Source organism: Falsiroseomonas sp. HC035 (assembly GCF_050563525.1).
GTDB lineage: Bacteria > Pseudomonadota > Alphaproteobacteria > Acetobacterales > Acetobacteraceae > Falsiroseomonas.
The window spans coordinates 592,198-609,269 of record NZ_JBNXUN010000002.1 but is presented as its reverse complement, the minus strand read 5'-3'; the positions used below and the strand labels follow the sequence as shown (position 1 = coordinate 609,269).

The window sequence follows — 17,072 nt, the reverse complement described above, 5'->3', positions numbered from 1 at the left end:
CTTCCGGTGTATTTTGATTGATCTAAGCGTAAATAAGCGTACTTGAATTTTAGGTGGCGTTGCGGCGCAGCGTTTTGTATCGATCCCGCTGTCATGCGGCGCGTACCGTCGGGGAAACCCTCCGGATTGACGTGTCCGCAGTTCACTCCAGCCAAGGGCATCCGGCATGAACAGTATCCGCTTCGCAGGGATCGCGGCCTTGTCGCTTCTCGCGACTGGTCTCGCGGCATGCACGGCGCCCGCGCCAAGCCTGCCGCCGCCCGAGGCGGCGCAGCCGACCTCCGGCTACCAGATCGGCGCAGGCGACACGCTTTCCGTCTTCGTCTACCGTGCACCGGAGCTCAGCGCGCCGAACCTGCCCGTCCGCCCGGATGGCCGCATCTCGCTGCCGCTGGTGCCCGACATGCAGGCCGCCGGCCGCACGCCGACCGAACTCGCCCGCGCCATCGAGGGCCAGCTCCGCGAATATGTGCGGGAGCCGAATGTCACCGTCATGGTGCAGTCCTTCGTCGGCCAGCCGAGCCGCCAGATCCGCGTGATCGGCGAGGCGACGCAGCCGCTGGCGATCCCCTACCGGGAAGGCCTCAGCGTGCTGGATGTCATGATCAACGCGCGCGGCCTGACCCGCTTCGCCGCCGGCAACCGCGCCGAGATCGTTCGCCGCCCGCCCGGTGGCGGTGACGCGCAGGTGATCCCGGTGCGCCTCGACGACCTGCTGCGTGGCGGCGACATCAGCCAGGATGTTGCCATGCAACCGGGCGACACCCTCGTCATCCCACAAGGCTGGTTCTGAACCATGAACCTGAATGCGCTTCTGCGCCGCACCCTCGCCGCTGGCGCGCGGCATCGCTGGAAGGCCCTGGCACTCGCCTGGGTGGTGTGTCTGGCCGGCTGGGCGGGGGTCGCGACGATCCCCAACCAGTACGCCTCGACCACCCGCATCTATGCCGACGCGGATGCGATCCTCGGCCTGCTGCTGCGTGGCATCGCCATCGACAGCTCCCCGGCCGGGCAGGTGGAGACGCTGCAGCGCACGCTGCTCAGCCGTCCGAACCTGGAGAAGATCATCGACCGCACGGGCCTCGAGGCCCGCGCACGCACGGTGGAAGCCCGTGAGCAGCTGCTGACCAACCTGGCCCGCGACATCCAGATGCGGACCCAGACGCGCAACCTGTTCAGCATCGAATACCGCGACCAGAACCCGCAGATCGCCCATGACGTGGTGCTGACCGCGCTGAACCTGTTCATGGAAGCGGCGACGGTCACCGACCGCCAGCAGATGGACAATGCGCGCGAGTTCGTGAACCAGCAGATCGCCTCCTACGAGGTGCAGCTGCGCCAGGCGGAACGACGCCGGGCCGAGTTCCAGACCCAGTACATGGACATCCTGCCCAACGCGGCCCTCGGTGGCGTCTCCCGGCTCGAGGCCGCGCGCGCCCGGGTGGCGCAGGTGCAGGGACAGCTGGAGGATGCACGCCGGCGGCGCGAACTGACGCAGTTGCAGCTCGATACCGCGGCGGCGCAGCCGGCCCCGGTGCTCGGCGGCGGCGGCAATCCGCGGCTCCAGGAAGCGCAGCGCGTGCTGGCCGACCTGCAGCTGCGCTTCACCGATGCGCACCCGGACGTGCGCGCGGCGCAGAGCCTGGTGGCCTCGCTCCGCGCGGGTGGTGGCGGTGGCGGCGGCGGCGGTGGTCCCCGTGCCGCCGCGCCGCGCGAGAGCCAGGCGCTGGAGTTGATGCGGCTGCGGCTGGTCGATGCCGATGCCGAGATCGCCTCGCTCGAGCGGCAGGAACGCGAGGGCCTGGTCCAGGTGGAACGCCTGGATGACATCGCCCGCAGCGCGCCGCAGGTCCAGGCGCAGTTCCTGAACCTGGACCGTGACTACACGGTGCTGCGCAACAACTACGAGGAACTGCTGACGCGTCGCGAATCCCTCCAGATAGCCGGCGCGGCTCGCGACAACTCGGAACGCGTGCGGCTCGAGGTGGTGGACCCGCCGACGGTGCCGACGCAGCCGGTGGCGCCGAACCGCCTGCTGTTCTCGGCCGGCGTGCTGGTCGTGGGCCTCGGCGCCGGCGTCGGCCTGGTGCTGCTGCTGATGCAGTTCGACCGCAGCTTCTACACGGTGGCCGACCTGCGCCGCATCGGGTTGCCGGTGCTGGGTGCCATCACCGCGCCCCGGCGCCGCATGGCGGCGCTGTCCGGCCTCGGCTTCGCCGGCGGCGTGGCCATGCTGTTCCTCGCCTTCGGCGCGGTTCTCGCGGGTGCGCCCCGCCTCATCGCAAGGATGTTGGCATGACCGGCCTGACTGCACCCAGAAGCCACCTCGCGGAACGCGCGGTGGCGGCGATGGGGCCGCTGCGTGGCGGCGACACCCTGGCGCCTGACGCGTTCGCCCCCGGCGCCCCCGGCGGCTTGGCCCCGAACGGCGGGACGGCGGACTTCACCCTGCCGCCGCGGCCGAACACGGACGCCTTCGGCATCCCGCCCGTGGCGTCGCCATCCGGCGCTCCGCCGGCCATCGGAATGGACGCGCTGCGCAGCGCGGGCCTGTCCTTCGACCCGGGGGCGGAGACGCGGTCGCGCCTGGCGGAGGAACTGCTGCTCATCCAGAACCAGGTGCTGCGCGCCATCCCGCCGGTCGAGACGGTGCGCAACAGCGCCGCCTGCCGCCAGCTGGTGATGGTGACCAGCGCGCGGCCGGAGGAAGGCAAGAGCTTCATCGGCCTCAACCTGGCCTGCAGCATTGCCTCGAGCACCGGGCAGGCGGTGGTGCTGGTGGATGTGGACGGCAGCAGCGATGCGTTGACGGACCGTCTTGGCATCAGCGGGGAGGCCGGCCTGCGCGCGCTGGCCCAGGATCCGACGCAGCCGATCTCCCTGCTGCTGCGCAGCACGGCGATCCCCGGCCTGTCCGTGCTGCCGCATGGTGCCCGATTGGCCGGTCAGGGCGCGCCGAGCGGCACCGCGCTGGCCGCGGCCCTGCGCGCCGTGGCACTCGCCCTGCCGCGCCACGTGGTCGTGCTGGACACGCCCGCGGCCCTCGCCTCCTCCTACGCGCCGACGCTGGCCGCGATGGTCGGCCAGGTGCTGCTGGTGGTGCAGGCGGAGGAAACCCAGCGGGACGCGGTGGAAGCCGCGCTCGACGTGCTGGAGGCCTGCCCGGTCCTGCAACTTGTGCTGAACCGCAGCCGGATCAGCAGCGATGACAGCTTCGGTGAGACCACGGCGGCCAATGATGCGTAACTCCCAGCGCGGCCGTGGGGCCGCACGTGTGTCGCCGGACGGCGCCGCAATGATCCGCTTCGGCCGCAGCGCCACCCGCCGTGACGTTCCGCTTCCGGCGCCGGGCTTCACGCTGGGCCCGCGCAGCTTCATGGCGGCGGCGCTGGCGCTGTCCCTGGCCCCGATGGCCGGCGATGCCGCCACACCGCCGCTGCCGGGCGATACCGGCGTGGGCTCGCTGCCTTCGGCGCGCGCCGCGGCACTGCCGCGCGGCGAGGATGGCCTGCCGCTGCCGCCCACCGATACGGCGCCGCAGATCCGCCTGGGCAATTTCGGCTTCCCGATCACCGGCGACCAGCCTTCCGTCGCCGAACCCGGACGCGCCTTCACCATCACGCCGAGCATCGAGGTGCAGGCACTGGCGACGGACAACGTATTCAACAGCCCCAACCGGAAATCCTCGGACGTCATCACCACCGTGACGCCCGGCGTCGTGATCTCCGCGGACACCGCACGCCTCCAGGGCGTGCTGAACTATCGCCCGAGCGCGCGCTTCTACGCCGACAACTCGGACCAGAACCGCATCGACCACAACTTCAACGGCGCCGCGCTGGTCACCCTGGTGCCGGGCTTCGCCTACCTGGATCTGCGGGGGCAATCCGCCGTCCGCAGTTCGAGCGGTGGCCGGGCGCCGGAATCGGGGCTGGTGACGGATGACGACGACCGGCTGCAGACCACCAGCTTCCAGGTCTCGCCCTACATCGTGCATCGCTTCGGCGACACCGCGACGATGCAGATCGGCTACGCCTACCTGAATGTGGACCAGTCCGGCAATTCGCTGGTGCAGGGGCCGAACGGGCAGGTCTTCAACGTCGGCCAGTCCTACGAGGCGCACCAGGGCTACGCCGTGGTCCGCACCGGCCCCGCCTTCGGGCGGCTGGCCATGGAAGGCCGGCTGGAGGCCACCGAGTATATCGGCGAGGGCGTGCTGGACGAAGCCTATCGTCGCATCGGCACGGTGGAGGCGCGCTACGCGATCCTGCGGGGCCTCTATGTGCTGGGCGAGGTCGGCTACGAGCAGCAGCGCTACGGCGGCAATCCCGGCGTCGACATCGACGAACCGGTGTGGTCCGTCGGCGTTCGGGTGGATGTTACCGACCGTGGTACCATCACGCTGCGCTACGGCCGGCGCAACGGCTTCAACTCGGCGTCGCTCGACGCCGCGGTGCAGGTCGGCGTCCGTACGCGGATTTCCGCCCAATACAGCGAGGGGCTGAGCAATTCGGCGCTGGAGGCGGGCGACCTGCTGACGACGACGACGCTGGACCAGTTCGGCAACCCCGTCGACCTCCGCACCGGGCTGCCGGCGACGCGGCCCCTGACGGGATCGTTCCTGGGTGCGGAGAACAGCCTGAACCGTGTGAAGACTGCCTCCGCCACCCTGTCCCAGGCCTGGCCGCGCGACCGTTTCGCGCTGACAGTGCGGCGTGAGGAGCGCACGCCGATCTCCGTCGCGGTCGGTGGCAGCAACTTTGCCCAGACCGGGACCTCCGGCAGCCTGACCTGGGCCCGCAGCCTTTCGGAAAGCACGGAGGCTGTGGCCTTCGTGCAGTATGGGCGCACCAGCAGCGATGTCTTCGGCGATGGCACCGTTTCCAGCATCGGCCTGACCTTCGTGCAGCAACTTCGCGAGGGTCTGACCGGCCAGCTGCAATTCGGCCGCAATACCCGTGACAATTCAGGGACCGGCGGCCGCTCGACACAGAATTTCATGCTCATCGGACTACGCCAGACATTCTAGGAGGCCCGCGATGCTAGACGAGATCTACGGCTTTCGCGCGCATCCCTTCCAGATGACGCCGGACGCCAGGCTGTTCTACGAAAGCTCCGTCCACGCCCGCGCCTATGCCCACCTGCTTTACGGCATCGCCCAGCGCGAAGGCTTCGTGGTGGTGACGGGCGAGGTCGGCGCCGGCAAGACCACGCTGGTCGAGCGCCTGTGCGGGCAGCTCGACCCCACCGGCTTCGCCGTCGCCCGCGTCAGCACCACGCAGGTGGCCGGCGACGACCTGCTGCGCCTGGTGGCGGATGCCTTCGGAGCGGAACCGGAAGGCAACAAGGCCGCGGTGCTGCGCAGCATCAGCGCGGCGCTGCGCCATGGCGGCCGGCGCTTCCTGCTGATCGTCGACGAGGCGCAGGCGCTGGCGCCGGCGGCGCTGGAGGAACTGCGCATGCTGTCCAACGTGACGGAAGGCGGTGCGGCGCCGATGCAGACCATCCTGCTCGGCCAGCCACAGCTGCGCCGCACGCTGGCGAGCCCGGATCTGGACCAGCTGCGCCAGCGCGTGCTGGCCTGCTACCACCTGGGCGCACTGTCGCGCGAGGAAACCCACGCCTACATTGAACACCGCATGCGCGCGGTGGGCTGGCAGGACAACCCGCAATGGGACACCGGCGCGCTTGACGTGGTGCACCGGCACAGCGAGGGCATTCCGCGTCGCATCAACCGCCTGTGCTCGCGCGTGCTGCTCGGCGCCGCGCTGGAACGCGCGACGCTGCTGACCGTGCCGCTGGTGGAAGCGACCGCGATCGAGCTGGAGGAAGACCTGGGCGGCGGCATGGCCAACGCCTTCTTCGGCGATGCGGGCGCAGATTCGGGCGTGGTTCTGCGTGATATCGAGAACCGGATCGAGGCACTGGAGAACCTGACCGCCCGCCGCGAACGGGTGTTCCAGCAGATGGCGGAACTGTTCGGTGGCGGGCGGAGGATGCACCGGTGACAGTCCAGGAACTCGGCTTGCCGCCGCCCAAAGCGCGGCTGCGCAATGCCATGACGGTGGATGTCGAGGACTGGTTCCAGGTCCAGGCCTTCGCCGACGCGATCCCGCGTGAGGAATGGGACTGGCTGTCCTGCCGCGTGGAAGCGAACACCGAACAGGTGCTGGAACGCTTCGCCGAGGCCGGCGTGCGCGGTACCTTCTTCACGCTCGGATGGGTGGCGCAGCGCTACCCGGCGCTGGTGCGGCGCATCGTCGCGGCCGGCCACGAACTGGCCAGCCACGGCCACGGCCACGAATTGGTGAGCCGGATCGGCGCGGATGCCTTCCGCGCCGACATCCGCCGCGCCCGCGCGCTGCTGGAGGATGCCGGCGGCGTCGCCGTGCATGGCTACCGCGCGCCGACCTTCTCGATCGGCCCGCGCACGCCGTGGGCGCATGCGATCCTGGCGGAGGAGGGGTACCACTACTCCTCCTCCATCTTCCCGGTGCGGCACGACCTGTACGGCGCGCCGGATGCGCCGCGCGGCCCCTACCGTCCGCATCCGGATGGCGTTGTGGAGCTGCCGATGACCACGGTGCGCGCCTTCCGCCGCACGTTGCCCTGTTCCGGGGGTGGCTGGTTCCGCCTGGTACCCTACGCGCTGTTCCGCGCCGGGCTGCAACGCGTGAACGCGGAGGAAGGCCGGCCCGGCATCTTCTACTTCCACCCGTGGGAGGTGGACCCGGACCAGCCGCGTGTCTTCCAGGCCCGCGCGCTGTCGCGCTTCCGGCATTATACGGGCCTTGCCAGCATGGGCCCCCGGCTTGACCGGCTGCTACGTGACTTCGCCTGGGGCCGCATGGCGGATGTCTTTGCGGCGGAGATCATGCAGCCTGCCCAGCTTGCCCCGCTGCGCGCGATGGCGAGCTGAGCCCATGCTGCGGATCCGTGAACTCGACGCCGGTGCCGAGCCGGCCTGGGATGCCTTCGTGCAGGCGACGCCGGAGGCCACCTTCTTCCACCTGGCGCCCTGGCGCCATGTCATCGAACGCGCCTTCGGCCATCGCACCCACTACGCCTATGCGGAACAGGATGGCGCCATCGTCGGCGTGCTGCCGCTGGCGCGGATGAAGACGCTGCTGTTCGGCGATGCGCTGATCTCGACCCCCTTCTGCGTTTATGGCGGCCCCGTCGCCGCCACGCCGGAAGCCGCGCGGCTGCTGGAATCGCATGCCCGCGACCTGATGCGCCGCACCGGCGTGCCGAGCCTGGAATTCCGCCGCCGCGACGTCGCCGATGAGGGCTGGGACGAACGGCCGGCGCTGCACTACACCTTCCGCCGCGCCATCACCGGCAACGCCGATGCCGACATGAAGGCGATCCCGCGCAAGCAGCGCGCCATGGTCCGCAAGGGCATCGCCAACGGCCTGACCAGCGTGTCCGACCGCGACACGCGGCGGCTGCACCATGTCTACGCCCGCATGGTGCACGCCCTCGGCACGCCGGTCTTCTCCGAGAAGTATTTTCGTCTGCTGGGCGAGGCATTTCCCGACGCGCACGACGTCACGACGGTGCTGCACGAGGACAAGCCCGTCTCGGCCGTGCTGAACTTCCACTTCCGGGAGGAAGTGCTGCCCTACTACGGCGGCGGCACGCCGGAAGCGCGCGGCCTGGCCGGCAACGATTTCCTGTACTGGGAAGTCATGCGCCGCGCCGGTGCCGAGCGCGGCGCGCGGCTGTTCGATTTCGGCCGCAGCAAGGCCAACACCGGCGCCTTCGACTTCAAGCGCAACTGGGGTTTCGAGGCGCAGCCGCTGCACTACTGCTACCAGCTGCGGGAGGGCGCGAAGCTGTCGGAGAACAACCCCTCCAACCCGAAGTTCAAGCTGATGATCGCCGCCTGGCGCAAGCTGCCGCTGCAACTGGCCAACGTCATCGGACCGACCATCGTGCGGGGCCTCGGGTGATGGCGAAACGTCTTCTGTTCCTGTGCCACCGCATCCCCTACCCGCCCGACAAGGGCGACAAGATCCGCGCCTGGCACATGCTGGACCGGCTGGCGCAGGATTGGGAGATCGACCTCGGCTGCCTGGTGGATGATCCGGCGGATCTCGACCACCTGCCCACGCTGCGCACGCGCTGCGTCAGCGTCGAGGCGCGGCGCACCGGCACCCGGCGCCAGGCTGCGTTGCGCGCCATCCTGCGCTGCCGCCCGGGCCAGCCGCTCAGCCTCGGCTGGTTCCGCGAGGCGGCGCTGTGGGACTGGACGCAGGCGCATCTGGCCGCCGGCACGCATGACGCGGTGTTCGTCTATTCCTCCGCCATGGCGCCCTACGTCATGACGCCTGCGGCCAGGCGACCCGGCCTGCGCCGGGTGCTGGACATGGTCGACGTGGATTCGGAAAAGTGGCGTGCCTACGCCGCGGACGCGAAGCCGCCGATGCGCCAGGTCTGGGCGCGGGAGGCGCGGACGCTGCTCGCCTTCGAACGCCGCGCCGCCGCCGCCTTCGACCGCACCCTGTTCGTCTCCGCCGCCGAGGCCGCGCAGTTCCGCGCCATGGCGCCGGAAGCGGCCGGGCGCATCGACCATGTCGACAACGGCGTGGACCTTTCGGCCTACGACCCGCAGCAGCCCGGCCCAAGCCCCTACGCGCCCGGCACCCTGCCCCTCGTCTTCACCGGCACCATGGACTACCGCCCGAACATCGAGGCGGTTGCCTGGTTCGCCGAAGCCGTCATGCCGCTGCTGCGCGATGCAGCGCCGCAAGCCGAATTCCATATCGTCGGTGCCAACCCGACCCCGGCCGTGCGCGCCCTGGCGGCGCTGCCGGGCGTGCGCGTGTCCGGCGGCGTGCCGCGCATCCAGCCCTGGATCGCCCACGCCGCGGTCTCCGTCGCGCCGCTTCGCATCGCCCGCGGCATCCAGAACAAGGTGCTGGAGGCGATGGCGCTCGCGCGCCCGGTCGTCGCCTCGCCGGAGGCCTTCGAGGGCGTCCGCGCGCTGCCCGGCCGGGACATCCTCGTCGCGGAAGGCGCCACGGCCATGGCCGCCAGCGTGCTGGACGTCCTGGCCGGCCGCCACCCCGGCCTCGGCGCCCGCGCCCGCGCGGCGGTGACGGAGGCGCATGACTGGCGCGCCACGCTGCGCCGCCTGGATGCGGTGATGGCGCCGGATGCGGCCGCGGCGTGGCGGGCCTTCGCATGAACATGATGCTGCGCGCGCCCAACCGTCCGGCAGTGGCCGCACAGGGGGCCTGGACGCTGCCGCTGGCCGGCCTCGCGCTGGGCCTGCTCGCGCTCGGCCTGCTGTTCCAGACGGAAGTCACCGCGGCGATCGCGACCTGGGAGCGTTCCGCCGCCTACACGCATTGCTGGCTGGTGCTGCCCATCGCCGCCTGGCTGGCGTGGTCGCGCCGCGAACGCCTAGCGACGCTGCGCCCGCGGCCCAGCCTGCTGCTGGCGCTGCCCGCAATCGGCGGCGCCCTAGCCTGGCTGGTCGCCGAGCGCCTCGGCATCATGGAGGGCCGGCAGCTGGTCCTCATCGGGCTGGTCTGGGTGCTGGTGCTGGCGACGCTCGGCTGGCGCATCGCGCTGGCGATGGCGGGACCGCTCGCCTACCTGGTCTTCCTGGTCCCCTTCGGCGAGTTCCTGACCCCGATGCTGCAGGACCTGACCCTGCGCATGATCGAGCTGGGCCTGCGGATCACAGGCATCCCGCACTACATTGACGGCCTGATCATCGAGATCCCCTCGGGCACCTTCCTGGTGGCCGAGGCCTGCGCCGGGCTGCGCTTCCTGATCGCGGCGCTGGCCTTCGGCGCGCTGTACGCGCTGGTCATGTTCCGCAGCCCCGGCCGGCGCGCCATCGTCATGGTCCTGGCTCTGGTGGTGCCGGTGCTGGCGAACGGCCTGCGCGCGCTCGGCATCGTGCTGTACGGCCACTACCTCGGCAGCGCCGAAGCGGCGGCGGCCGATCACCTGGTCTATGGCTGGGGCTTCTTCTCGCTCGTGCTGCTGCTGCTGGTCCTGGCCGGCCTACCGTTCCGCGAGGACGCTGGCGAGCCCGGCCGGGAGGCGGATGCGCTGGCCCCGCTGCGGCCCGCGCCGCGCGCCACCGGCCGCGGCGTCGTGGCCGCGGTGCTGGTGGCCGGGCTGGCCGGCATCGGCCCGCTGGCCGCCGCGCAGCTGGATTCCGCCGTCACCGCCCCACGGATCATCCCCACCACGCTCGGGGCCGCGGAGGGATGCGTCGCCGAGGGACTGGCGCTGCGCTGCGCGGAGGGCACCGCAACCGCCCGCCTTGTGCTGTTCGACCCCGCCGCCAATTGGGCCGCCATCGCCGCCGCCCGCCGTGCCGCGCTGGATGCCGTGGACGATGCGGCGCTGGCCTTCAACGTCAATGCGCCGGGCATGGCCTGGCAGGCGCGTCAGGAACCCGGCCGCCCGGCCCTGACCGCGGTCGCCGCCTGGCGCGATGGCGAACCGGCCGGGGACGGGCTGCGCTCGCGCCTCGCCCAGGCGCTGTCCAGCCTGCGCGGCGGCGGTGCGGCGCCGGTGCTCGCGGTCGTTGAGTTCCTGCCCGCCGCTGAAGCCGGGACACCGCCCAGCCAGGCCCTGCGCCGCGTGCTGGCCGCCCAGGCCGAAGGCCTCGCTATGGAAGCGGCGGGACTGTCCAAGGGTCGCTGAGCGCCATCCGGGAAGTTCGGATCAGCGCTGAGGACTTTGCGGCCAACCTCCGAAGCATGATGCGGATCATGGCCGTTCGAACGAAGTGGGCGGCGATGCGGCGTTGCCGCTCCAAGTCGCGGGCCTGCCGCCGGTTGCGGTCGATCCGTCCGATGGTGCGCGCGCCGATCCGGCGCTTCGGCAGCACGACGAAGCGGTGGCGGTCACGGCGACGCACGATCTCCATTTTCCGCGCGCCGGTGCGGACCATGGCAGCAGCCATCTTCGGCCCCTGACAGCCTGCGTCGCCGATCAGGCGCCCGACGAAGGGAAGCCGCCGCCACGCCTGACGCAGCAGCGGCGCGGCGCCGTCGCGGTCCCGCACATCAGCCGGATGCACGATCACCGCGCGCAGCATGCCGATGGTGTCGGCCAGCAAATGGCGCTTGCGGCCAACGACCTTCCTGCCCGCACCCTAGCCGGACGGGTCGAGCGTGGCGCCCGCTTTCGTGCCGCCTTTGCCGCCTGGCTGTCGATGATCGCGGTCGCTGGGCAGTCCTGGCTGCTCGCGCATCGCGACGTAGGGGGCGTGGTGGATGCGCTCGATGTTGTCATCCCATTCCCACCGTGAGACGTCGTCCCACACCGTGCTCTTCGGCAGCGCGCTCCACTGGCATCTGGCGGAGAGCACGTGGAAGACCATGCCAAGCGCCTCGCGCACCTCCACGGTGTGGGGCCTGCCGCCGTGCATTGCTGGCCGGATCATCGGCGCCACCGGCGCCCACGCCCCATCCGTCAGGTCAGAGGGTTGGCGCAGCCTGCGCCGGCCTCCGATGGGGCAGCGAATCCTGTTCCAACGTAGCGACCCAATTCCTCTCCGCCCCGAATTGATCTCACCGATGCGCAACGGTTGCATCGCCGTCCGGAATTTGCACGTCCGCAATGGCGGCAGGCTTTCATTGCACTTCCAGCGTGCGTCGCGGATCGGTCGGACAATCTTACACGGGCTGGGAAGCCCGTGGGCACAAGCCTGTTTTATTGTTATATATCAGCGATTTAGAGGCCTGGCACACCTCTTGCAAAGTTAGGCCAGCACCGCCCGATCCCTGTGGCGGCCAAATGGATAAGGACTTGCGACCATGAAGAAGGCTCTCCTCGGCGCCGTTGCAGCCGTCGCTCTCGCGGCAGCACCCGCTCTCGCCGGCCCGATCGCGCCGGGCAGCACGCTGTCCATCGTTGGCGTCAACACCGTCACCCCGACCTCGATCAGCTTCCCCTCGAACGGCTCCCTGTTCGTCAGCACCGGCACCTTCTCCGGCCTCGGCACCTGCTTCGGCTGCGTGGAACTGAGCAACATCACCATCTCCCCGACGGTGTCGTCCGGCCAGATCTTCACGATCAGCAATGCCGGCCTGACCACCACCTTCACGCTGAACCCGGGCGCCTCGACGACCACTGTCGGCAGCGCGCCGGGCGCCGTCGACATCATCGGCACGGGCACCGTGACGCTGACCGGCTACGACCCGACGCAGGCGAACTTCGTGTTCTCCACGCAGTCCGGTTTCCCGACCGAGGTGACGTTCTCGGCGACCGTCGATGCCGTCGCGGTGCCGGAGCCGGCGTCCCTGGCGCTGTTCGGTGCCGGCCTGCTGGGCCTCGGCCTGGCGCGCCGCGCGCGGGCCAAGAAGGCCTGACCTTCGGCCCCTGGCTGACGTGACTTCAGGAACGCGCGTCCGGCACATCGCCGGGCGCGCGTTTCGCGTTCTGGTCCCCCGTCTTCCGGCGCGCCCGGCTTCGGCAAAGCGGCGAAACGCCCGGTGATTGGCCGCGGCGCCGGGCCGGGGCTAAGGAAGGCGGACGGCACGAACGACGGATCTCCATGAACACCATCTCCCCCGCCAGCCCGCCCATCGCCCTGTTCGACATGAAGGCGCAGCAGGCGCTGATTCGCGCCGAGATCGACCGGCGACTGGCCTCGGTGCTGGATGGCGGCCGCTTCATCAACGGCCCGGAGGTGGTGGAGCTGGAGCAGAAGCTGGCGGCCTTCGCCGGCTGTGCCCATGCCGTCGGCGTCTCCTCCGGCACCGATGCGCTGCAGATCGCCATGATGGGACAGGGCATCGGACGCGGCGACGCCGTGTTCCTGCCGGCCTTCACCTACACCGCCACGGCGGAGGTGCCGCTGGTGCTGGGGGCCACGCCCATTTTCGTCGACGTCGACCCGCTGACCTACAACATCGACCTCGCCGACCTGGCGCGCCGCATCGCGCTGGTCGAGGCCGAGGGAAGGCTGCGCCCGGCCGCCGTCATCGGCGTCGACCTGTTCGGCCTGCCGGCGGATTGGCCGGCAATCGAGGCGCTGTGCGCCGCGAAGGGCCTGTTCGCGCTGGATGACGCCGCCCAGGCCTTCGGCGCCTCGCTGGATGGCAAGCGGCTCGGCCGCTGGGGCCACGCCACGGCGCTCAGCTTCTACCCGACCAAGACGCTGGGCTGCTACGGCGATGGCGGTGCACTGCTGACGGACGATGCCGACCGTGCCGAGCTGTGGCGCAGCCTGCGGACCCATGGCGAGGGCCGCACTCGCTACGAGGTGGAGCGCACCGGCATGAACGGGCGGCTCGACACCATGCAGGCGGCCATCCTGCTGGCCAAGCTGCCGCTGCTGGCGGATGAACTGGCCGCCCGCACCCACGTCGCCGCGCAGTACCACGCCGGCCTCGCGGCACGGGTGCAGGTGCCGGCGATGGTGCCCGGCCACGCCTTCGGCCTGTATTCCATCCTGCTGCCGGACGAGGCCGCCCGCGGCCGGGTGCAGGCCGCCTGCAAGGAGGCCGGGGTGCCGACCGCCATCTACTATCCGAAGTCCCTGCACCGTCAGCCGGCCTATGCCGCCGCGCATGCCGAGGGGATCGCCGCCGGCGCACCCGAGCTGCCGGTGTCGGAGGCGCTGTGCCAGCGCATCCTGTCCTTGCCCATGCACCCCTACCTGACGGAGGCCGAGGTGGCGCGCGTGGTGGCCGCCGTGGCGGGCGCCACCTGACTGGCCGCGGGGGTAAGCCCGCAAGACCCCGCGCAGATATATTTCTTGGCGCTTGAACCGCAGCCACACGGTGCGGTTGCATGGCCCGGTCAAGCAGCCGGGAGATCGCGATGCGCCGCAGGTCCCTTCTCGCCGCGGCCGGTGCCGCGGCCGCCCTCCACCCCACGAGCCGCGCGAAAGCGGAAGACCCAGTCGATGTCGCGCTGGTCCTCGCGGTCGATGTCAGCCGCTCCGTCGACGCCGACGAGGCGCGGCTGCAACGCCTTGGCTACCGCACCGCGCTGACCGACGCACAACTGATCCAGGCGATCCGCGGCGGCATGATGGGGTCCATCGCGCTCGCCTATGTCGAATGGGCGGGCATCGAGTACCAGCGCCTGGTGCTGCCCTGGACCCGCATCGGCACGCAGCAGGCGGCGGAAGCCTGGGCCACGGCACTGGACGAGGCACCGTTCGCCTCGCTGTCCTGGACCTCCATCTCGGGCGCCATCGACTTCTCCCGCCGCACCCTGGACTCCTGCCCCTTCGAGGCGACGCGCAAGGTCATCGACGTCTCCGGCGACGGCGTTAACAACAGCGGCCCGCCGGCGGAGGAAGCCCGCGACCGCGCGGTGGCGGAGGGCATCACCATCAACGGCCTGCCGATCCTGAACGACCGCCCCACCTTCGGCCGCCGGCCCCCCATCCCGCTCGACATCTACTTCCGGGAAAGCGTGATCGGCGGCCCCGGCGCCTTCATGATCGCCGCGGAGGATTTTGGCGATTTTGGCCAGGCGGTCCGTCGCAAGCTGATCCGTGAGATCGCGGAACGGCCTGGGCAACCTCTGCGCGTATAGGGCAGGAATAAGGCATTACCTGCCGTTCCGGGGTCGGCTGCAACTGCACCGCAGCATGCCGCGTTTGGTCCCCATCAGGATTTCCAGCAGGACAAGGGCAGCGGCAGATCAGGCCGCGCGACACTGGTCGTGTGCCCGGATGCTGGTCACAGGAGACCAGAATGAAGACGGCTGCACCCCCCACGCGTTCCAGCGGGCGTGATTCCCGGCCCGTGCTGCTCTGCCTGTCCCATCTGCGCTGGGATTTCGTCTTCCAGCGCCCGCAACACCTGATGACTCGCGCGGCCCGCGACAACGAGGTGATCTTCTTCGAGGAGCCTGTGGAGCGGGATGTCGAGGCGCCGCGCCTCGAACTGTCGGCCGAGACCGGCGGCGTCACCCGCGCCATCCCCATCCTGCCGCGCGGCGTGGATGCCGTGGCAGCGCAGCGGGCGCTGCTGGACGACCTGCTGGAGGAACGCGCCGGCCGCCGCCTCGTCGCCTGGTTCTACACGCCGATGGCGCTGGCCTTCGCCGACCACCTGCGGCCCGATGTCACTGTCTATGACTGCATGGACGAGCTTTCCGCCTTCCGCGGCGCGCCACCCGCCATGCTCGACATGGAGCGCCGGCTGCTGGAGCGCGCCGACCTGGTCTTCACCGGCGGCCGCAGCCTGTACGAGGCGAAGCGGGACCGCCATCCGCGCGTCAGCTGCTTCCCCTCCTCGATCGACACCGCGCATTTCGCCCAGGCCCGCGGCGGGGTGCCGGAGCCGGAGTCGATGGCCTGCATCGCCCGCCCGCGCATGGGCTTTTTCGGCGTGATCGACGAGCGCATGGACCTCGGCCTGGTCGCTGGCCTGGCGGCGCTGCGGCCCGACCTGCAGCTCGTCATGTTGGGCCCTGTGGTGAAGATCGACCCGGCAAGCCTGCCGCAGGCACCGAACCTGCACTGGCTTGGTGGCCGTCGCTACGAGGAGCTGCCGGCTTATCTGGCGCATTGGGACCTCGGCTTCATGCCCTTCGCGCTGAACGAGAGCACCCGCTTCATCAGCCCGACCAAGACGCCGGAATTCCTGGCGGCCGGCCTGCCGGTGGTCTCGACCCCCGTGGTCGACGTGGTGCGGGACTATGGCGAGGCCGGGCTGGTGGAGGTCGTATCCTCCGCCGCCGAGATGGCCGAACAGGCAGACCGGCTGCTGCATGCGGTCTCGCCCGAATGGCTGGCGCGCGTCGATGCGCAGCTCGCCACCAACTCCTGGGACCTCACCTGGACCCGCATGGCGGCGCTGATCCGCAGCCAGCGCGTGACGCAACCGGCCGCCTTTCCCGGCGCCGGCGCCGTGCCCGCCACAACCCTGGCCGCCGGAGCCTCGCATGTCTGAACGCACTACCTATGACTGGCTTGTGGTCGGCGCCGGGTTTGCCGGGTCCGTCCTGGCGGAGCGCCTGGCGGCGGAGCGTGGCGACCGCGTGCTGGTGATCGACCGGCGCGACCACATCGCCGGCAACGCCTACGACCACCTGGACGAGGCGGGCGTGCTGATCCACCGCTACGGCCCGCACATCTTCCACACCAACAGCGAGGCGGTCTTCGCCCACCTGTCGAGGTTCACGGACTGGCGCCCCTATGAGCACCGCGTGCTGGCGGAGGTCGTCAGCCCGACCACCGGCCAGACCGTGCAGGTGCCGATGCCGATCAACCTCGACACCATCAACCGCCTGTACGGCCTGGACCTGTCCGAGAACGATCTGGAGGCCTGGTTCGCCGCCCGTGCCGAGACGGTGGAGCAGGTCCGCACCAGCGAGGACGTGGTGGTCGGCAAGGTTGGCCGCGAATTGTACGAGATGTTCTTCCGCGGCTACACCCGGAAGCAATGGGCGCTGGACCCCAGCGAGCTCGACAAATCCGTCACCGCCCGCGTGCCCACGCGCACCAACCGCGACGATCGTTACTTCACCGACAAGTTCCAGGCGATGCCGCTGCATGGCTACACCGCCATGTTCGCCCGGATGCTCGACCATCCGCTGATCGATGTCCGCACAGGGATGGAATTCGACGAGGCCCGGCGCCGCTTCAGCTTCCGACGGGTCATCTGGACTGGCCCGGTGGACGAGTATTTCGGCTTCCGCCACGGTCGCCTGCCCTACCGGTCCCTGCGCTTCCGGCACGAGACGCTGGACCAGGAATGGGCGCTGCCGACCGGCACGGTGAACCACCCGTCGGAGGCCACACCCTTCACCCGCGTCTCGGAATACAAGTACCTGACCGGGCAGACCCACCCGAAGACCAGCGTGACCTATGAATTCCCCGCGGCCGAGGGTGACCCCTACTACCCGATCCCCCGGCCGGAGAACCAGGCGCTGTACAAGCGATACGAGGCGCTGGCGGATGCCGAACGGGACACTTGGTTCGTCGGGCGGCTAGCCACCTACCGCTACTACAACATGGACCAGGTAGTCGGTCAGGCGCTGGCGACTTTCGCGCGTATCCAGGACGCGGTGCCACCGGTCGCGGCGAACGATGCCGTGGCAGCCGGCCGGGTGGCCGCCGGCGACTGATGCGC

At 70.4% G+C, this 17,072-nt stretch carries 15 protein-coding genes and 1 pseudogene; 14 read left to right on the top strand and 2 right to left on the bottom strand.

Annotation, left to right across the window (positions count from 1 at the left end; genetic code table 11):
- The first annotated feature begins 166 nt into the window (after window positions 1-166).
- Genes ACLF3G_RS07400 through xrtA form a run of 9 tightly spaced genes read left to right on the top strand, consistent with a single transcriptional unit; the run spans window position 167 to window position 10,671 of the window.
- Window positions 167-793 carry an XrtA/PEP-CTERM system exopolysaccharide export protein gene (locus ACLF3G_RS07400; protein ID WP_430668702.1) on the top strand — a complete coding sequence of 209 codons (627 nt, stop codon included), beginning with the start codon at window positions 167-169 and terminating at the stop codon, window positions 791-793.
- A 3-nt stretch (window positions 794-796) separates the two neighbouring features.
- Window positions 797-2,299 carry an XrtA system polysaccharide chain length determinant gene (locus ACLF3G_RS07395; RefSeq protein ID WP_430668701.1) on the top strand — a complete coding sequence of 501 codons (1,503 nt, stop codon included), beginning with the start codon at window positions 797-799 and terminating at the stop codon, window positions 2,297-2,299.
- Window positions 2,296-3,246 (top strand): hypothetical protein, encoded by a 951-nt coding sequence (locus ACLF3G_RS07390; RefSeq protein WP_430668700.1) that lies wholly within the window; start codon window positions 2,296-2,298, stop codon window positions 3,244-3,246. The genes ACLF3G_RS07395 and ACLF3G_RS07390 overlap by 4 nt, the downstream gene beginning before the upstream one ends.
- Before the next feature lie 49 nt (window positions 3,247-3,295).
- Window positions 3,296-5,026, top strand: coding sequence for a TIGR03016 family PEP-CTERM system-associated outer membrane protein (locus ACLF3G_RS07385; protein ID WP_430668699.1), 1,731 nt, complete (start codon window positions 3,296-3,298; stop codon window positions 5,024-5,026).
- A gap of 10 nt (window positions 5,027-5,036) precedes the next feature.
- A complete protein-coding gene (locus tag ACLF3G_RS07380; protein WP_430668698.1) occupies window positions 5,037-6,005 on the top strand; it encodes an AAA family ATPase in 969 nt (322 codons plus the stop codon).
- Window positions 6,002-6,916, top strand: a complete 915-nt coding sequence (locus ACLF3G_RS07375) for an XrtA system polysaccharide deacetylase (RefSeq protein WP_430668697.1) — start codon at window positions 6,002-6,004, stop codon at window positions 6,914-6,916. The genes ACLF3G_RS07380 and ACLF3G_RS07375 overlap by 4 nt, the downstream gene beginning before the upstream one ends.
- Window positions 6,917-6,920: 4 nt before the next feature.
- The gene (locus ACLF3G_RS07370; RefSeq protein WP_430668696.1) at window positions 6,921-7,952 is read left to right on the top strand and encodes a FemAB family XrtA/PEP-CTERM system-associated protein; all 1,032 of its coding nucleotides are present in this window, start codon (window positions 6,921-6,923) and stop codon (window positions 7,950-7,952) included.
- The gene (locus tag ACLF3G_RS07365; protein WP_430668695.1) at window positions 7,952-9,190 is read left to right on the top strand and encodes a TIGR03087 family PEP-CTERM/XrtA system glycosyltransferase; all 1,239 of its coding nucleotides are present in this window, start codon (window positions 7,952-7,954) and stop codon (window positions 9,188-9,190) included. The genes ACLF3G_RS07370 and ACLF3G_RS07365 overlap by 1 nt, the downstream gene beginning before the upstream one ends.
- Window positions 9,172-10,671: an exosortase A gene (gene xrtA, locus ACLF3G_RS07360; protein ID WP_430668694.1), complete on the top strand. Its 1,500-nt coding sequence runs from the start codon at window positions 9,172-9,174 to the stop codon at window positions 10,669-10,671. The genes ACLF3G_RS07365 and xrtA overlap by 19 nt, the downstream gene beginning before the upstream one ends.
- On the opposite strand, the pseudogene ACLF3G_RS07355 reads toward xrtA, so the two are convergent.
- Window positions 10,637-11,110: pseudogene (locus ACLF3G_RS07355) on the bottom strand (transposase); the annotation flags it as partial. The gene xrtA and the pseudogene ACLF3G_RS07355 sit on opposite strands and share 35 nt — an antisense overlap.
- A 15-nt stretch (window positions 11,111-11,125) precedes the next feature.
- Entirely contained in the window at window positions 11,126-11,566 is a 441-nt protein-coding gene (locus ACLF3G_RS07350; RefSeq protein ID WP_430668693.1) for a transposase, read from the bottom strand.
- 223 nt (window positions 11,567-11,789) lie between these two features.
- On the opposite strand from ACLF3G_RS07350, the gene ACLF3G_RS07345 reads away from it, so the two are divergent.
- From ACLF3G_RS07345 to glf, 5 genes are all read left to right on the top strand, one after another.
- A complete protein-coding gene (locus ACLF3G_RS07345; protein ID WP_430668692.1) occupies window positions 11,790-12,344 on the top strand; it encodes a PEP-CTERM sorting domain-containing protein in 555 nt (184 codons plus the stop codon).
- A 185-nt stretch (window positions 12,345-12,529) separates the two neighbouring features.
- Window positions 12,530-13,690, top strand: a complete 1,161-nt coding sequence (locus ACLF3G_RS07340; RefSeq protein ID WP_430668691.1) for a DegT/DnrJ/EryC1/StrS family aminotransferase — start codon at window positions 12,530-12,532, stop codon at window positions 13,688-13,690.
- Between the two features lie 110 nt (window positions 13,691-13,800).
- On the top strand, window positions 13,801-14,526 hold the full coding sequence (locus ACLF3G_RS07335) for a DUF1194 domain-containing protein (RefSeq protein ID WP_430668690.1): 726 nt from the start codon (window positions 13,801-13,803) through the stop codon (window positions 14,524-14,526).
- 161 nt (window positions 14,527-14,687) lie between these two features.
- A complete protein-coding gene (locus ACLF3G_RS07330) occupies window positions 14,688-15,890 on the top strand; it encodes a glycosyltransferase (RefSeq protein ID WP_430668689.1) in 1,203 nt (400 codons plus the stop codon).
- The gene (gene glf, locus ACLF3G_RS07325; protein ID WP_430668688.1) at window positions 15,883-17,067 is read left to right on the top strand and encodes a UDP-galactopyranose mutase; all 1,185 of its coding nucleotides are present in this window, start codon (window positions 15,883-15,885) and stop codon (window positions 17,065-17,067) included. The genes ACLF3G_RS07330 and glf overlap by 8 nt, the downstream gene beginning before the upstream one ends.
- The last annotated feature ends 5 nt before the right edge of the window (window positions 17,068-17,072 follow it).

What these genes read in the sequence shown, in the direction of transcription:
- glf (WP_430668688.1), top strand. Translation starts at nt 15,883, where the DNA reads ATGTCTGAACGCACTACCTATGACTGGCTTGTGGTCGGCGCCGGGTTT.
- ACLF3G_RS07385 (WP_430668699.1), top strand. Translation starts at nt 3,296, where the DNA reads ATGATCCGCTTCGGCCGCAGCGCCACCCGCCGTGACGTTCCGCTTCCG.
- ACLF3G_RS07380 (WP_430668698.1), top strand. Translation starts at nt 5,037, where the DNA reads ATGCTAGACGAGATCTACGGCTTTCGCGCGCATCCCTTCCAGATGACG.
- ACLF3G_RS07395 (WP_430668701.1), top strand. Translation starts at nt 797, where the DNA reads ATGAACCTGAATGCGCTTCTGCGCCGCACCCTCGCCGCTGGCGCGCGG.
- ACLF3G_RS07340 (WP_430668691.1), top strand. Translation starts at nt 12,530, where the DNA reads ATGAACACCATCTCCCCCGCCAGCCCGCCCATCGCCCTGTTCGACATG.
- ACLF3G_RS07400 (WP_430668702.1), top strand. Translation starts at nt 167, where the DNA reads ATGAACAGTATCCGCTTCGCAGGGATCGCGGCCTTGTCGCTTCTCGCG.
- ACLF3G_RS07350 (WP_430668693.1), bottom strand. Translation starts at nt 11,566, where the DNA reads ATGCAACCGTTGCGCATCGGTGAGATCAATTCGGGGCGGAGAGGAATT.
- ACLF3G_RS07390 (WP_430668700.1), top strand. Translation starts at nt 2,296, where the DNA reads ATGACCGGCCTGACTGCACCCAGAAGCCACCTCGCGGAACGCGCGGTG.
- ACLF3G_RS07335 (WP_430668690.1), top strand. Translation starts at nt 13,801, where the DNA reads ATGCGCCGCAGGTCCCTTCTCGCCGCGGCCGGTGCCGCGGCCGCCCTC.
- ACLF3G_RS07365 (WP_430668695.1), top strand. Translation starts at nt 7,952, where the DNA reads ATGGCGAAACGTCTTCTGTTCCTGTGCCACCGCATCCCCTACCCGCCC.
- ACLF3G_RS07330 (WP_430668689.1), top strand. Translation starts at nt 14,688, where the DNA reads ATGAAGACGGCTGCACCCCCCACGCGTTCCAGCGGGCGTGATTCCCGG.
- ACLF3G_RS07370 (WP_430668696.1), top strand. Translation starts at nt 6,921, where the DNA reads ATGCTGCGGATCCGTGAACTCGACGCCGGTGCCGAGCCGGCCTGGGAT.
- ACLF3G_RS07345 (WP_430668692.1), top strand. Translation starts at nt 11,790, where the DNA reads ATGAAGAAGGCTCTCCTCGGCGCCGTTGCAGCCGTCGCTCTCGCGGCA.